13 protein-coding genes are annotated in these 14,015 nt (G+C 59.0%); 8 read left to right on the top strand and 5 right to left on the bottom strand.

Annotated elements, in window-relative coordinates:
• Window positions 1-536: 536 nt before the first annotated feature.
• On the top strand, window positions 537-878 hold the full coding sequence (locus tag KUL77_RS05160) for a hypothetical protein (protein ID WP_297144230.1): 342 nt from the start codon (window positions 537-539) through the stop codon (window positions 876-878).
• Window positions 879-891: 13 nt separating this feature from the next.
• Entirely contained in the window at window positions 892-1,116 is a 225-nt protein-coding gene (locus tag KUL77_RS05155) for a hypothetical protein (RefSeq protein WP_297144229.1), read from the top strand.
• A gap of 23 nt (window positions 1,117-1,139) precedes the next feature.
• On the opposite strand, the gene KUL77_RS05150 is transcribed toward KUL77_RS05155, so the two are convergent.
• Window positions 1,140-1,898, bottom strand: a complete 759-nt coding sequence (locus KUL77_RS05150; RefSeq protein WP_297144228.1) for a flagellar brake protein — start codon at window positions 1,896-1,898, stop codon at window positions 1,140-1,142.
• A 63-nt stretch (window positions 1,899-1,961) separates the two neighbouring features.
• Window positions 1,962-3,290 carry a dicarboxylate/amino acid:cation symporter gene (locus KUL77_RS05145; protein WP_297144227.1) on the bottom strand — a complete coding sequence of 443 codons (1,329 nt, stop codon included), beginning with the start codon at window positions 3,288-3,290 and terminating at the stop codon, window positions 1,962-1,964.
• Between the two features lie 103 nt (window positions 3,291-3,393).
• Between KUL77_RS05145 and KUL77_RS05140 the strand changes: the two genes are divergently transcribed.
• Window positions 3,394-5,106, top strand: coding sequence for an alkaline phosphatase (locus KUL77_RS05140; protein ID WP_297144226.1), 1,713 nt, complete (start codon window positions 3,394-3,396; stop codon window positions 5,104-5,106).
• A 41-nt stretch (window positions 5,107-5,147) separates the two neighbouring features.
• On the opposite strand, the gene KUL77_RS05135 is transcribed toward KUL77_RS05140, so the two are convergent.
• Complete coding sequence (locus KUL77_RS05135) at window positions 5,148-5,597, bottom strand: CopD family protein (protein WP_297144225.1); 450 nt, start codon at window positions 5,595-5,597, stop codon at window positions 5,148-5,150.
• Window positions 5,598-5,640: 43 nt separating this feature from the next.
• Here KUL77_RS05135 and KUL77_RS05130 point away from each other — a divergent pair, with 43 nt between their 5' ends.
• The 3 genes from KUL77_RS05130 (at window position 5,641) to KUL77_RS05120 (ending at window position 8,522) form a co-directional block, all read left to right on the top strand.
• Window positions 5,641-6,234 (top strand): class I SAM-dependent methyltransferase, encoded by a 594-nt coding sequence (locus KUL77_RS05130; RefSeq protein ID WP_297144237.1) that lies wholly within the window; start codon window positions 5,641-5,643, stop codon window positions 6,232-6,234.
• Window positions 6,235-6,320: 86 nt separating this feature from the next.
• Window positions 6,321-7,568, top strand: a complete 1,248-nt coding sequence (gene phaZ / locus KUL77_RS05125; protein ID WP_297144236.1) for a polyhydroxyalkanoate depolymerase — start codon at window positions 6,321-6,323, stop codon at window positions 7,566-7,568.
• Window positions 7,569-7,604: 36 nt separating this feature from the next.
• The gene (locus KUL77_RS05120; protein WP_297144224.1) at window positions 7,605-8,522 is read left to right on the top strand and encodes a peptidylprolyl isomerase; all 918 of its coding nucleotides are present in this window, start codon (window positions 7,605-7,607) and stop codon (window positions 8,520-8,522) included.
• Here the strand turns inward: KUL77_RS05120 and recO are convergent.
• Window positions 8,494-9,234 carry a DNA repair protein RecO gene (recO, locus tag KUL77_RS05115; RefSeq protein WP_297144223.1) on the bottom strand — a complete coding sequence of 247 codons (741 nt, stop codon included), beginning with the start codon at window positions 9,232-9,234 and terminating at the stop codon, window positions 8,494-8,496. The genes KUL77_RS05120 and recO overlap by 29 nt on opposite strands.
• Before the next feature lie 102 nt (window positions 9,235-9,336).
• Here recO and KUL77_RS05110 point away from each other — a divergent pair, with 102 nt between their 5' ends.
• Both KUL77_RS05110 and KUL77_RS05105 read left to right on the top strand, forming a co-directional pair.
• Window positions 9,337-11,298, top strand: a complete 1,962-nt coding sequence (locus KUL77_RS05110) for a M2 family metallopeptidase (protein ID WP_297144222.1) — start codon at window positions 9,337-9,339, stop codon at window positions 11,296-11,298.
• 72 nt (window positions 11,299-11,370) lie between these two features.
• Entirely contained in the window at window positions 11,371-12,684 is a 1,314-nt protein-coding gene (locus KUL77_RS05105; RefSeq protein WP_297144221.1) for an amino acid permease, read from the top strand.
• Here the strand turns inward: KUL77_RS05105 and KUL77_RS05100 are convergent.
• A complete protein-coding gene (locus KUL77_RS05100; RefSeq protein ID WP_297144220.1) occupies window positions 12,671-13,918 on the bottom strand; it encodes a multidrug effflux MFS transporter in 1,248 nt (415 codons plus the stop codon). The two genes, KUL77_RS05105 and KUL77_RS05100, sit on opposite strands and share 14 nt — an antisense overlap.
• Window positions 13,919-14,015: the final 97 nt, after the last annotated feature.

Genomic DNA, 14,015 nt, shown 5'->3' with positions numbered 1-14,015 from the left:
GGCGGGTTCGGTTTGCATGGCATTTCCTTTCGTCGTTCGTGCCGGGCATTACGGCGACAAACGAGAGGAAAGCCAAGTTGCGGCCCCGAGATTCCCCGGCAGTCGTGGCAACTGCGAGTGCCAATCTGCCTCTCTGAACTTGCAATCATGGGCATGTGCGGTTGCGCGAAATCCTTCCCCGGACTCGCGCGAGGGTCTCAAGGCTTCCGACCGGGGCTGAGAGACTGCTGATATGTGGGTTTGGTTTTCTGTTAAACTACACCACCATATTCAAAAGCCCGAACTTGTTTCGGGCTTTTTCACGTCTGCACGCAACGCCAGTTCTGGCGCGGCGAATGAGACGGACATCACGAGCGTTTGATGCAGATCTCGGCCCGATGGCCCGATGCTGTCCGGTTCTTACACGTTCACGCGTACCCCTAAGGGTAGCGAATCGATCACCAGCAATGCCCCTAAAGCCACACATCTCTGATCTGTGGGCAACGCCAAGCTTCGAAGCCGCCACAATTTGAGCGCATTCTGCCGGAGCCATTGCCATGTTCACCGCCACAATTATCAACGGCCTACTTGTTCTGTTGCCTGCGCTGCTGGGGGTGCTAATTCCCGTATCGCTGGTGCTCGGGCTGCTCTTCTACGTCCGACACCTTAACAGAAAGGCAGACAGCGCTCCCGGACTTGCGCACGATCCTAGATCGGCAGCCACTTCGACCAATGACGACGATCCCTACGCGCCGCAAAACCTGCCGCGCCCCTCGGACGAGGTGCTGGCGCGGATCCAGACCGGAAACATCCTCGAGGCAGTACGGATGTACAAGCTGGAAACCAATCTCGGCTTGCTCGAATGCAAGCGCGTGATTCAACACTACGCCAACCACTGAACCTGGAGCCATCATGCCTATCGTCAGCCTCAACGCCCACGAGGATCGGCTTAACACGCTGACTGTGCTACTTAAACAGCTCTACTTGGAGCGCTTCCGCGACGCACCGATCGACGTGGTGAACGCGCTGGAGGTAGATAGCCTGCGCCAATTAGCACCGTTCGGTGACAACGCATTAGAATTCGCTCGCGCCTTTCATCGACGCCTGCGCACGGATCTGCAACATCCGCGTGACTGACGTCGACGTACATAAAGCAGCCGCTACTCATCCCAACGTCGATGCGACATTTGATCACGATCGAGCTGCATCAAGTAGCGAAACAGTTTGCGCTGCACGGTAGGGCTTAAATCCACAAATTCGCAGCCTGCTTGCATCATGTCGGTGCCAAGATGCGGGCGATCGACGATATGGCGGATCAGCAGATTCACATCGATCTCGCCGATTTCCGGTAAATCAATTCGGCATGCCTCCACCACATCACCAACCAGCAATGGGGTGGCTTTGCGTAGGGCCAAAATCGCAAGACCGCCACCGCCAATATCTCGGATGGTGGCGTCCATGGCACCAACAATAGGCAGTTTAAAGTGGCAGGACAGCGTGCCCGTTGGCGGCTCACGGCGCACGAACTCACGCCGCTGCATGTAGAGGATGCGCGCTGGGGCAGGAAGTTTCAGCGCTGGCCGCCTCTCGTGATCGGCCAGCTGCGCAGGGCCACAGGAAAAACGCATCGCTGCGCTGTTTAGGCTTCCTTCAAAATGCAACTGCGAAGACGCCAGCCACTGATCAAGCGTCTGCCGACTGTTAGGCACATCAATCCACAGCAGCGTTTTCGCCACTTCCAATAGCAGAATCGGCAAACTATCCGTGCTGCCATCAGAGTGCACGGTCATCGTGCCGCGTTCAGTCACCAAACGCTGCAAATGATGGCGAATCTCACCCACATCGTGGATAAGAAACTTGTCGTAGAAGCCGTCTAACCCAGCTTTTTCCGGCTCGTTCGGGATCGCCTCGTCGCTCATGCGTTCTAATAATCAATCGCTGAAGGTGTGGTCGCTAAACAATACTCGGCAAAGCGCATTCGGTCACGAACCGCCTTCACCCAAGTCCCCTTGACGCATACCAACATTGGTTGGCGCTGCCTCATAGATCGCATGATCCAGCATTCCGGACTCCTTTGCCACCAAAACCGGCACCAGCATTTGCCCGGTGACATTGGTCATGGTGCGCATCATATCCAGCACACGGTCGATGGCATACAAATAGCCAATGGCCTCTAGCGGCAGGCCCGCCGCCGACAGCACCACCGTGGCCATGATCACCGCCGTCCCCGGTACACCCGCCGTACCGAAGCTACCCAGCACCGAGGCCAATGCAATTGTGAGGTATTGGGTCAGGGTGAGGTCAATGCCCGCATATTGCGAAATGAACACCGCCGCCAGCGCCGGATAAATGGCCCCACACCCGTCCATTTTGATCGTGGCGCCTAGCGGCACCGCGAAGGCGGCATAATCTTTATCCACCCCTAGGTTATGGGTCGCGCAGCGCAGCGATATCGGCAACGCGGCAAAGCTGCTGGAGGCCACAAAGGCCACTTCCATCCCCGGTGCAGCGCCACGGAAGAATTTCAGCGGGTTAAGCCCATGCACCAGTAGCAGGCAGCTATACACCACCACGATATGGAACGCGCAGGCCAGATACAGCGCCACCACAAAGTTTAGCAATGGGCGCAGCTGTTCAAACCCGTAGCCGCCCACCAGTGCGGCAATTAGCCCGAAGGTACCAAACGGGGTGAATTCCAGCACATAGCGGGTGACCTGAATCATCACATCGCTGGCTTCGCCCACGATCTTGCGCAGCCCAGCCACGCGTTCGCCCAGCTTCACCATGGCAAACCCTACCAGTCCGGCGAAGAAGATCACCTGCAGCACCGTTCCGCTGCGCGGCACCAGCACCTTGGTGCCATCTTCCAGCTTCAGCGTAGCCGCCCCGGCGAGGGCTTGGAATGGGTTTGATGGCACCAGATTAAGCAGCATGTCGAGCGCTGATGGCACATCTTTGGGGGTGTAATCGGAGGCCACTTGCAGCACGCCTACCCCGCTACCGGGCTTGATTAACCAGCCAAACAGCAGCCCCACGCCCACCGCCAGAATCGCGGTAATGGCAAACCACGCGAAGGTTTTCCCTGCGAGCTCGGCAATGGATTTTTGCCCACTCAGCGAGGCAACAGCATTGATGACCGCGAAAAACACCAGCGGCACCGCAATCATCATGATCAGGGTGACGTAAAGATCACCGATGGGCCCAAACCAAACCTCTGCTTTCGGCCCAAACGCCCAGCCCGCCAGCGCGCCCAGTACGAAACCGAGAACCACGCGCTTCCAAAATTTTATGCGAAACCACCAATCAAACATGCGAGCTTTCCGGGCAAACCTGCTAAACAATACCGGAGCGCGGCGGCTACGTCAGCGTCATAGATGCAATACTGTTTTTGAGATGATCCTGCATACTGTGGCAATGGCTAAATTTCATACTTCAAAAACACTGCTCGCCTCCGCCCTCACCTTCACGCTATCGGCTTGCACCAGCCTGCCCACGACACCAGCCCCGCAGGCGTCCGCAGACATCCATATTGATGTCCCCAGCGTTGCCCATCCCAAAGGCGAAACCCCCGCATGGTGGTACCGCAGCGGCGCGGCGCAGGCCACCGAGCGCGGCGCGATGGGTGGCCGCGCCAAGAATGTCATCGTCTTTTTAGGCGACGGCATGAGCCTGCCTACGGTGGCCGCCGCGCGCATTTTGGAAGGTCAACGTAAAGGCGGTAGTGGCGAAGAAAACCGGCTAAGCTGGGAGCATTTCCCCGCCACCGCGCTGAGTAAAACCTATAACACCGACGCGCAGACGCCCGATTCCGCTGGCACGATGACCGCCATTACCACCGGCGTGAAGTCGCATATGGGCTCGATTGGCGTTTATGCCGGGGATAAGAACAATTGCGCTGCCAGCCTCGATAAACAGGCGCTGACATGGCTGGAACTGGCCAATAGCGCGGGCCTTGCCACTGGCATTGTGAGCACAGCGCGCATCACCCACGCCACCCCTGCCGCCACCTACGCGCATGTGCCTAACCGTGGCTGGGAAAGCGATGCCAAGTTACCCGTCAAAGCCGCTGCTGAAGGCTGCAAAGACATTGCCACGCAACTGATCGAAGCAACCGCGCACGGCCAAGGCCCGTCTATCGTTCTAGGCGGTGGCCGCAAAAACTTTATGTTGAATAGCCAAGCCGACCCACAGCAGCCCGAGCTGCGCGGCGCACGCCGCGACGGTCACGACTTGATTGCAGCGTGGCAGCAAGCCCACCCACAGGGGCGCTACGTCACCGACGCCGCCAGCCTAGCAGCAGCCAGCAATGCGCCAAACGTGCTTGGCTTGTTCAATAGCGACCATATGCAGTACGACCACGATCGCATTGCCAATGGCGCTATCGAGCCCAGTTTGACTGCCATGACGCTGGCCGCGATTTCGCACCTGTCGCACAACGCAAACGGCTATGTGCTGATGGTGGAAAGCGCTAAAATCGACATGGGCCACCACGAAGGCAACGCCTTCCGCGCGCTCAATGAAACCGTGGCATTTTCCGATGCGGTGCGCGCTGCCGCGCAGGCCACTTCTGCCGACGACACGCTCATTATTGTCACCGCCGACCACGCACATACACTCAATTTTGTGGGTTATCCGGGGCGCGGCAATCCCATTTTAGGCAAGGTGCGCGGCGCCGAAGAATTCGACGGTATTCAAGCGGGCAAGCTGACGCTGGACCTACAAAAACGCCCCTATACCACCCTGCTCTACGCCACCGGCCCCGGCACCACCGGCGCTACCGACCAACAGCCTGCTGGCCCCAAGCATTACCCGCATTGGCCAAAGAAACTGCTAGAACCTGCCAACGGCCGCCCCGACCTCACCGACGTGGACACCACCGACCCGAACTATATGCAAGAAGCCTTGATTCCAATGGCCGGTGAAACTCACGGCGGCGATGATGTGGGCATTTGGGCGCGCGGCCCCGGCAGCAGCGCGGTGCGCGGCTCGCTAGAGCAAAACGCGATCTATCACATCGTGGTGCAGGCCACGCCGAAACTACGTGCAGCACTTTGCGATAAAGGCTACTGCGATAGCAATGGCGTGCCAGTAGAACTACCTAGCCTTCGCACGTTCAAAGCCAAGTAACTACCACGCCTCTCTTGGTATGCGCCAAGAGAGGCCGTGCTTTAGAACGGCTTTGCCAGCACTAACCACACGATCATGACCAGCAGCGGCAGCGGCAGCTCGTTGAACCAGCGCAGCCATGTCGCCGATGGCAGCGTGCGCCCCTTATCCACCCCTTTGAGCTTGCGCCCGGTCACGATATAAAACGCGAACAGCATGGCCACCAACAGCAGCTTCAAATGCATCCAGTACGTGCCCACGCCGACCATGGTGGGGAAATCGGGCAGCACACGGTAACCTAGCCACAGCGTGAGCCCCAACACAAACGCGATGCCAAACATAACGTGACCAAACCGATACAAGCGCCGCCCCATCAGCATCAAGCGCGCACGCACGTCGGGGGCATCGCCCACTTCAGCAAGATTGACCAAGATGCGCGGCAGATAAAACACCGCGGCCATCCACGCAATCACAAACACGATATGCAACGTTTTGAATAAAAGATAGGCCATAGCGAAATTCGCAAATAGATCGACGGGCCTCTAGGATGCCATGATGAATAAAATTTACGACCGTCAATATTTTGATCGTTGGTATCGGCGCGGCGGAATTGGCCACGCTGCGCGGCTGGCGCGCAAGGTAGCGCTGGCCGTTGCCACTACAGAATACCATTTGGAGCGCCCCATCCGCACGGTGCTGGACATCGGCTGCGGTGAGGGCGCGTGGCGCGCGCCACTGCTTAAACTGCGCCCGAACATCAGCTATCTCGGTTTTGACAGCAGCGACTACGCCATCACCCGTTATGGCCACACGCGCAATCTGCACTTTGCCCACTTCGCTGATTTCCAGCACCTGCGCCCCTGCGCGCCTGTGGATCTTCTGATCTGTAGCGATGTGCTGCACTATCTTGAAACGCGCGAACTCGACCGTGGCCTGCCTGCACTCGCCGAGCTTTGCGGCGGTGTTGCATTTATCGAAATGTTCACCCGTGGCGACGGTGCTGAGGGCGATCAAGCGGATTTCAAACAGCGCCACGCCGATTTTTATCGCAAGCGCCTGCACGCCACCGGATTGCGCGCCTTAGGCTCGCACTGCTGGCTCTCGCCCCAGCTTGTGCCGCACGCCGCCGCCATGGAGCTACCGGGTTGAATGCTGTAAATCGGGCGTTTTGTCACGGTTTCATCGCACCAATGCGTTATGCTGCAATGCAGTAACTCCTAGGTCACCCATTGATGCTGCTGTACCAACTGCACGAATTCTGGCGCGCAGGCCTTGCCCCGTTTACCTATTGGGCCGACGCTGGCGCGAAAATGTTTTCCTCGCACGATAGCTGGCTGTCCACGCTACCCGGCGCACAGCGCACCGCCGCAGGCTACGAGCTGTTTTACCGTTTGGGCAAGGAATACGAGAAACCCGCGTTCGAGATTCACCAAATCGACGTGGAAGGCCTGTCCATTCCTGTGGTTGAACGCGTGGTTTTAGAAAAACCATTTGCGCGGCTGGTGCGCTTCAAGCGCTATCACGACCAAGCCGATGGCTTGGCGCGCATGAAGGATGACCCCGTCGTACTGGTTGTTGCGCCACTCTCTGGCCACCACGCTACCCTGCTGCGCGACACTGTGCGCACGCTGCTGGTGGATCACAAGGTCTATATCACCGACTGGACCGACGCGCGCATGGTTTCCGCCAGCAGCGGCCCGTTCCACCTCGACGATTACATCGCCTATGTGCAGGAATTCATCCGCCATATCGGCACCGATAATCTGCACATCATCAGCGTCTGCCAACCCACCGTACCGGTACTGGCGGCCATATCACTGATGGCCGCACGCGGCGAGTCGGTGCCGCGCTCGATGGTGATGATGGGCGGCCCCATCGACACACGGCAATCGCCAACTGCGGTCAATAACCTCGCCACCCGTCAGCCATTGTGGTGGTTTGAAAACAACGTCATCCACACCGTTCCCGCCAACTATCCAGGCGCGGGGCGCAGCGTGTATCCGGGCTTCTTGCAGCACATGGGCTTTGTGGCGATGAACCCAGAGCGGCACAGCATGTCGCACTGGGACTTCTATCAAGACCTAGTCAAAGGTGACATGAGTTCAGCCGCATCGCATCGCAAGTTTTACGATGAATACAACGCGGTACTGGACATGCCCGCCGAGTTTTATCTCGATACGATCCGCATCGTGTTTCAAGAACATCTACTCCCACGCGGGCTGTGGGATGTGGCCGGTGAGCGCGTCGATCCGTCAAAAATCAGCGACTGCGCGCTCATGACCATCGAAGGTGAGCTGGATGATATTGCAGGCCAAGGGCAGACCCGCGCCGCGCACGATCTATGTACCGGCATTCCGGCGAAGCACCGCAAGCACCTCACCGCCAAGGGCGCCGGGCATTACGGTATCTTCAGTGGTCGCCGCTGGCGCACCGAGGTGTACCCAAAGGTGCGCAGCTTCATTGCTGACCATTCCCACAAGTAACGCTATGCTGGCGGCTCTCCCAACGGACTGCTGCCCATGCGTATTGCTCTACTTGCTGCCGCCCTCTCCACATCGCTGCTGATGGCGGCTCACGCGCAAGAAGCGCAGCAACCACCCAAGCCCAAAACAGCACAAGAGATCATCAATGCCGCGCCCAGCAGTGCGTGGCGTGACCTCGATCCTGCCAATACGCTGTACATGGAGCTGGCAAGCGGCCGTGTGATTATTGAACTTGCGCCCAATTTCGCGCCGAAACACGTCGCCAATATTCTCACGATGGCCAAAGGCGGTTTCTGGGACGGCCTGAATATCTACCGTTCGCAAGACAATTTCGTGGTGCAATTTGGCGACCCCGATGGCGAAGAGGCAGGCAAAGCCAAACCCTATCCGGCAGGCACGCAAACCCATCTTCCGGCTGAGTTCACCCGTAGCGACAAAGGGGTGAAGTTTGACCGTCTGCCCGACGTGGACGGCTGGGCCCCGCAGGTGGGTTTTGTCGATGGTTTCCCGGTGGGGCGCAACCCTAAAACCGGCAAACTATGGATGGCGCACTGCTACGGCACGCTTGGTGCAGGCCGCAATAATGCGCCAGATAGCAGTATTGGCGCCGAACTCTATGTTGTCACCGGTCAGTCGCCACGCGCACTCGATCACCAGCTCACCGTGGTTGGCCGCGTGGTGCAGGGTATGGAACTGCTCAGTGTGATCCCGCGCGGCCCCGCTCCGATGGGCTTCTACACAGACCCGTCACTGCGCACGCCCATTGTCTCGATCAAACTCGCCAGCGACGTCCCAGAAGCCCAGCGCACGCCGCTACAACTGCTCCGCACCGATAGCCAGGCGTTTATCGACGCCACCGAAGCCCGCCGCAATCGCAAAGACGATTTTTATACCGAACCGCCGGGCCATATCGACCTATGCAACGTCACGTTTCCGGTGCGGGCGCGGCCGTAAGCCGCCCCAGCTCACCGAGCATCTCCCACGACTTCAGCCCGCGCCCACCGAGGTGATGTAACAGTACATGTCGCATCGGTAGGCGCAGGCTGGAAAGGTCATCACTTTGCGGCAGTACATCGTCGGCCAGCGCCAACAACGCACGGCCGGTTGCCGCACTTCGATAATCCCCATCGCGCGTGCTCAGCAACCGGCGCGGCCCGTATTCTGGGTCTAGCCGGTAGCGCGCGGCTGGGTCAATGGCATCACCTTCCCCCTCTTGCGCAAACTCCAGCCCCACGCCCAATGCGTCGAGCAGGTCGCGCTCAAAGCGGCGCAGCGTCCACGCCAATAGCGCTCCCGTGCGCAGACGCTCACGCACCTGCGCATAGGCCGCGTATAACTCCGGCTGCGGCACTTGGCGAGGCGCCAAACGCAGGCATAGTTCGTTGATATAAAAGCTCGCCAGCGCTGCATCACCCTGCAGAAGCGGTGCTGCGTCGATGGCCTCGGCCCCCTGCAACTGCGCCAGCTCACCCTTTTGTACCGCATCGAAACGAATAGATTGCAACGGCTGCAGCGCCGCGCGCAGCACGTGCTTTTTGACCCCTTGTACCCCGCGCGCCACAAGCCCGACACGGCCAAATTCCGCACTCAATACTTCCACCAATAGGCTGGTTTCACGCCACGGCCGGGCGTGCAAAACAAAAGCGGGTTCGGCAACAAAACGCATCGCTCTATTGGAGCACACCCACGCAGCGCGGCCAATCCATGCCCAAGATGCAATGTCATTTTCTGCTAGCCTTGCAGCTTTCGTGTCGATAAGGATCCTGCCGTGAAGCTGCGCCCCGCCTTGCTTGCTCTCGCCGTCATCGGCACGCTTAGCCTTTCCGCCTGTAAACGCGACACCCCTGCGCCTGCTGCCACGACCGCACCGCAGGCGCAGGGCAACGAAACCGCGGAGCAATTTGTCGCGCGCGTCAATGAAGAAGTGCGCAAACTCAGCACCGAACTCAATTCGGCGCAATGGCTTTCCAATACTTATATCAATAGCGATAGCGAACTCATCGCCTCGAAAGCCAATGAGCGCTGGCTAACCCAGCTCAACGTATGGATCGAGCAAGCCAAACAGTTTGAAGGCAAGCCGATGTCGCCCGATACCGCGCGCGCGCTGCATCTGCTCAAGCTCTGGACGGCGATGCCCGCGCCGAAAGACCCCAAGCAGTTGGAAGAACTCACCCAAATTGCCACCCGCATGGAGGGCATGTACGGCGCTGGCAGCTATTGCGTCGGCGAGGGTGCGAACAAGCATTGCAGCAATATCGGCCAGCTTAGCGACGTACTGGCCAAGAGCCGCAATTACGATGAACAGCTCGACGCATGGCAGGGTTGGCACAGCATCAGCACGCCGATGCGCAAGGATTACACCCGCTTTGCCGAACTGGTGAACACCGGCGCCAAAGAAATGGGCTTTGCCGACGCAGGTGAAATGTGGCGCTCTGGTTACGACATGCCACCGGCAGACATGGCCAAAGAGAGCGACCGCTTATGGAGCCAAGTCAAACCGTTGTACGAACAGCTGCACTGTTATGCGCGCACCCAGCTTGATGCCACCTACGGCAAAGACAAGGGTGAAGTGGCAGGCGGCATGCTTCCCGCGCATTTGATGGGCAACCTCTGGCAGCAAGACTGGAGCAATTTATGGGACCTGCTCGCGCCGTATAAAAATGCAGGCGCGCTGAACGTCAACGCTGCGCTGCAGCGCATGGCCGCAGCAGACTTAGCACGTGAATTGGGCAAGCCATCCAGCGGCAAAGGCAGCGCCGCCGAACGCGCATTTATGGCCCAGCGCGCGGCCGAGCTCGCCACGGCCAAAGCCATGACCGAGCGCGCGCAAGACTTCTACGTCTCACTGGGCATGCCAAAACTGCCGGAAAGCTATTGGGAAAAATCGCAAATCATCAAACCGCTAGACCGCGAGGTGATGTGCCACGCCAGTGCATGGGACATGAATATGGCAGGCGATGTGCGCACCAAGATGTGCATTACGCCCACCGAAGAAGAGCTCACCACGATCTATCACGAGCTGGGCCACCTTTATTACGACTTGGCTTATAACAAGCAGCCACCCATTTTCCAAAATGGCGCACACGACGGCTTCCATGAAGCCATTGGCGACACCATCGTGCTGGCGATGACGCCCAACTACATGGCCTCGGTGGGCCTCGTGGACGCACCCGCGCAAAGTAAAGAAGCGCTACTCAACGCACAAATGCGCATGGCGCTCACCAAAGTGGCCTTCCTTCCGTTTGGCCTAATGATCGACCGCTGGCGCTGGGGCGTGTTCGACGGCTCGATCAAGCCTGATAGCTACAACAAAGCTTGGTGGGCGCTGAAGGCGCAGTACCAAGGCGTGGCACCGGCCACCCCACGCGGTGAAGAGTTCTTCGACCCGGGCGCGAAATACCATGTCCCCGCCAACACGCCGTACACCCGCTACTTCTTCGCCAACATCCTGCAATTCCAGTTCTATAAAGCGCTATGCGATGCGTCCGGCTACACCGGGCCGTTGTACGAATGCAGCTTCTACGGCAATAAGCAGGCCGGTGAAAAATACTGGGCCATGCTTTCCAAGGGCGCCAGCCAGCCTTGGCCTAAGACGCTGAAGGAACTCACCGGCACCGAACATATGGATGCTACCGCCCTGCTGGAATACTTCGCGCCGCTGCAAGACTGGCTGAAACAGCAAAATGCAGGACAAACCTGCGGTTGGTCGGCGGCGGCCACCAATCAATAACCTGAACGCAACTAGGTTCACGCGAAGGCCGGCGCAAGTCGGCCTTCCTTTTTCGTTCAAAATGCACGGGCAATGAATACTTCGCCGTTATCGCCAGCCGCCTCATCTTCGAGCACATCCACAGAAAAACCACTCGGTCTGTGGTCGGCCACCGCACTGGTGGTGGGCAGCATGATCGGCAGCGGCGTATTTCTGCTTCCCTCTGCACTGGCCCCTTACGGTGGCGTGAGCCTTATTGGTTGGGCCATCACCCTAGGCGGTGCACTCGCGCTCTCGCTGGTATTCGCCAAGCTCGCCATGCGCTGGCCGCACACCGGCGGCCCGTATGTCTTCGCACACAAAGCCTTTGGCGAACTGCCGGGCTTTTTAGTGGCGTGGAGCTATTGGATCTCAACCTGGTGCGCCAACGCCGCTATTGCCGTGGCCTTTGCTGGTAGTCTCGGCGCCATTTTCCCAGAACTCACCGCCACGCCATTACGCGCGGGAACCTGCGCCCTAGCTGCACTTTGGGTGTGTGCAGGCATCAACCTAATTGGCATGCGCGAAGCCGGGCGCCTACAACTATTACTGACGGTATTGAAATTCGTACCGTTGGTACTGTTTGCGGGGATCGCGATTTGGTATTTCGATGCCAAGCACTTTACCCCCTTCAACCCTAGCGGCGAATCGCTACCGTCGGCCATCAATGCCAGCGTGGCGCTAGCGCTGTGGGCACTGATTGGGCTGGAGGCCGCCACCGTGCCTGCTGGCGCGATCCACGACGCAGAGCGCACCATTCCGCGCGCCACCGTGCTGGGCACGCTGCTGGCAGGCATTGCTACCGTGGTAGCTGTTACTGCTGTGCTGGGCGTTGTTCCGATGGAGCAACTCAAAACCTCCAGCGCACCGATGATCGACGCGGCGCGTCTGCTGTGGGGCAACGCCGCAGGGCTGGGGGTTGCGATCGCCGCCACGATCTCCTGCCTTGGTGCACTCAATGGCTGGGTGCTGATCTCCGCACAGATCCCCTACGCCGCCGCTAGCGACCGGCTAATGCCCGCCGCATTCGCCAAGCGTAACCGTGGTGGCACGCCGGTATTTGGCATCCTCATCAGCAGCCTGCTGACCACCGTGCTGGTACTGTCCAACTTCAGCCGCTCGCTGGTGTCGCTGTTTACCTTTTCTGTGTTGCTGTCCGCTGCCGCCACCCTACTGCCGTACTTTGCAGGCAGCGCCGCGTGGCTGCTGCGCGGCCGTGGCCTAAGCCGCGTGGCCGCCTTCTTCGCCCTGCTCTACAGCGGCTATGCCTTGATCGGCACCGGCCACGAGGCCCTGCTATGGGGCGGCGTTTTACTTCTGGCGGGGCTACCCATCTATGCGTGGATGCGCCGCACTAGACCTCAGTAGGCTCCAATGCGGCGGGTTCTTTCGGCACGCGAATAGCGCGCTTTGACGCGTGCGATTCCCACCACCAAAAACCCCAGCCTGCTAGCGCAAATAGCGCCGCACCCAGTGCAAGGTGCATCACCGTATCGCTGAGCAGTGGCGACAGCACACCTGCGATCACCGCATTGGCCAACAGGCCGATAAATGCCTGCATCGAAGACGCGCCGCCGCGCTGGTGCGGATACATATCCAAAATCGCCAGTGTGATGATGGGAAACGCCAGCGCAATCCCAAACGCATTGAGGCTCATCGGCAATACTGCCCACGGCACGCTGGGCACATCCACCCATAGGTTGTAGCCGATGTTCAGCGCCACCGCCGCACCACAGCAGGCAAACCCGATATTGGCAAGGCGTGCTCCGCTTATTTTTCCGGCGGCCTTCCCAGACACATACGCCCCCAGCATCATGCCGCTAATCATGGGGACGAAGAACCAGCCAAACTGCTGTTCGCCCAGCTGCAGCCGATCCAAAATAAACGCGGGTGCCGAAGAAATGTACAAAAACAGCGCACCAAAATTCAGCGCGGCCGCAGCCGACAGGCGCAAAAAGCGCGCATTGCCTAAAATTCCAAAGTAGTTGCGCGCCAAGCTGGCTGGCTGCAAGGCAAGCCGTACCGCGGGAGGATGGGTTTCCGGCAACGCGCGCCACACCGTAACAATCAGCACCACGGCAAACAGCGCGAGAAACCAGAAAATCGCGGGCCAATGCGTCCAGCCCAGCAACCAACCGCCCAAAATCGGTGCAACCGCAGGCGCTACACCAAAAATCATCGACACTTGGCCCATCAAGCGCTGCGCATCGTCACCGTGCAGCACATCGCGGATCACCGCACGCCCCACGATCAGCCCAACGCCAGCACTGATACCCTGCAATGCGCGAAACAGCAGCAACTGGGTGAGCGAAGTAGAAAGCGCACAGCCGATTGAGGCCAGTGTAAACACCGACAACCCGGTCAAAATAACTTTACGCCGCCCCAGCGCGTCCGACAGCGGCCCATGGAACAGACTCATACCCGCATAGGCCAGAAGATAGACGCTGATGGTCTGCTGCATCGCTACCTTATCGGCCCCCATCTGCGCACCAATCGCTGGAAACGCGGGGAAGATGGTATCGATAGAAAACGGGCCAAACATGGCCAAGCCGCCCAATAAAAACGCAAGGCGGCGGAAAGAAATAGAAGGATGTGCAGACATCGCTCTAGTTTAATTGGCTAAGGCCTAATGCAGCAGGCCGTGGGTGGAAACCATCGTTGCACCCATATGCCATTTGGATATGCCCTCTGCTAGCGCG

Source organism: Thermomonas sp. (assembly GCF_019104945.1).
Taxonomy (GTDB): domain Bacteria; phylum Pseudomonadota; class Gammaproteobacteria; order Xanthomonadales; family Xanthomonadaceae; genus Thermomonas.
Note: the sequence above shows the minus strand (reverse complement) of the source record. Positions and strands in the feature narration are given on the sequence as shown.

Bases quoted from the DNA above. Each gene is read 5' to 3' on its own strand.
- recO (WP_297144223.1), bottom strand. From the start codon at position 9,234: ATGCGTTTTGTTGCCGAACCCGCTTTTGTTTTGCACGCCCGGCCGTGG.
- KUL77_RS05100 (WP_297144220.1), bottom strand. From the start codon at position 13,918: ATGTCTGCACATCCTTCTATTTCTTTCCGCCGCCTTGCGTTTTTATTG.
- KUL77_RS05120 (WP_297144224.1), top strand. From the start codon at position 7,605: ATGCGTATTGCTCTACTTGCTGCCGCCCTCTCCACATCGCTGCTGATG.
- KUL77_RS05155 (WP_297144229.1), top strand. From the start codon at position 892: ATGCCTATCGTCAGCCTCAACGCCCACGAGGATCGGCTTAACACGCTG.
- KUL77_RS05130 (WP_297144237.1), top strand. From the start codon at position 5,641: ATGAATAAAATTTACGACCGTCAATATTTTGATCGTTGGTATCGGCGC.
- KUL77_RS05135 (WP_297144225.1), bottom strand. From the start codon at position 5,597: ATGGCCTATCTTTTATTCAAAACGTTGCATATCGTGTTTGTGATTGCG.
- KUL77_RS05160 (WP_297144230.1), top strand. From the start codon at position 537: ATGTTCACCGCCACAATTATCAACGGCCTACTTGTTCTGTTGCCTGCG.
- KUL77_RS05140 (WP_297144226.1), top strand. From the start codon at position 3,394: ATGGCTAAATTTCATACTTCAAAAACACTGCTCGCCTCCGCCCTCACC.
- KUL77_RS05105 (WP_297144221.1), top strand. From the start codon at position 11,371: ATGAATACTTCGCCGTTATCGCCAGCCGCCTCATCTTCGAGCACATCC.
- KUL77_RS05145 (WP_297144227.1), bottom strand. From the start codon at position 3,290: ATGTTTGATTGGTGGTTTCGCATAAAATTTTGGAAGCGCGTGGTTCTC.
- KUL77_RS05150 (WP_297144228.1), bottom strand. From the start codon at position 1,898: ATGAGCGACGAGGCGATCCCGAACGAGCCGGAAAAAGCTGGGTTAGAC.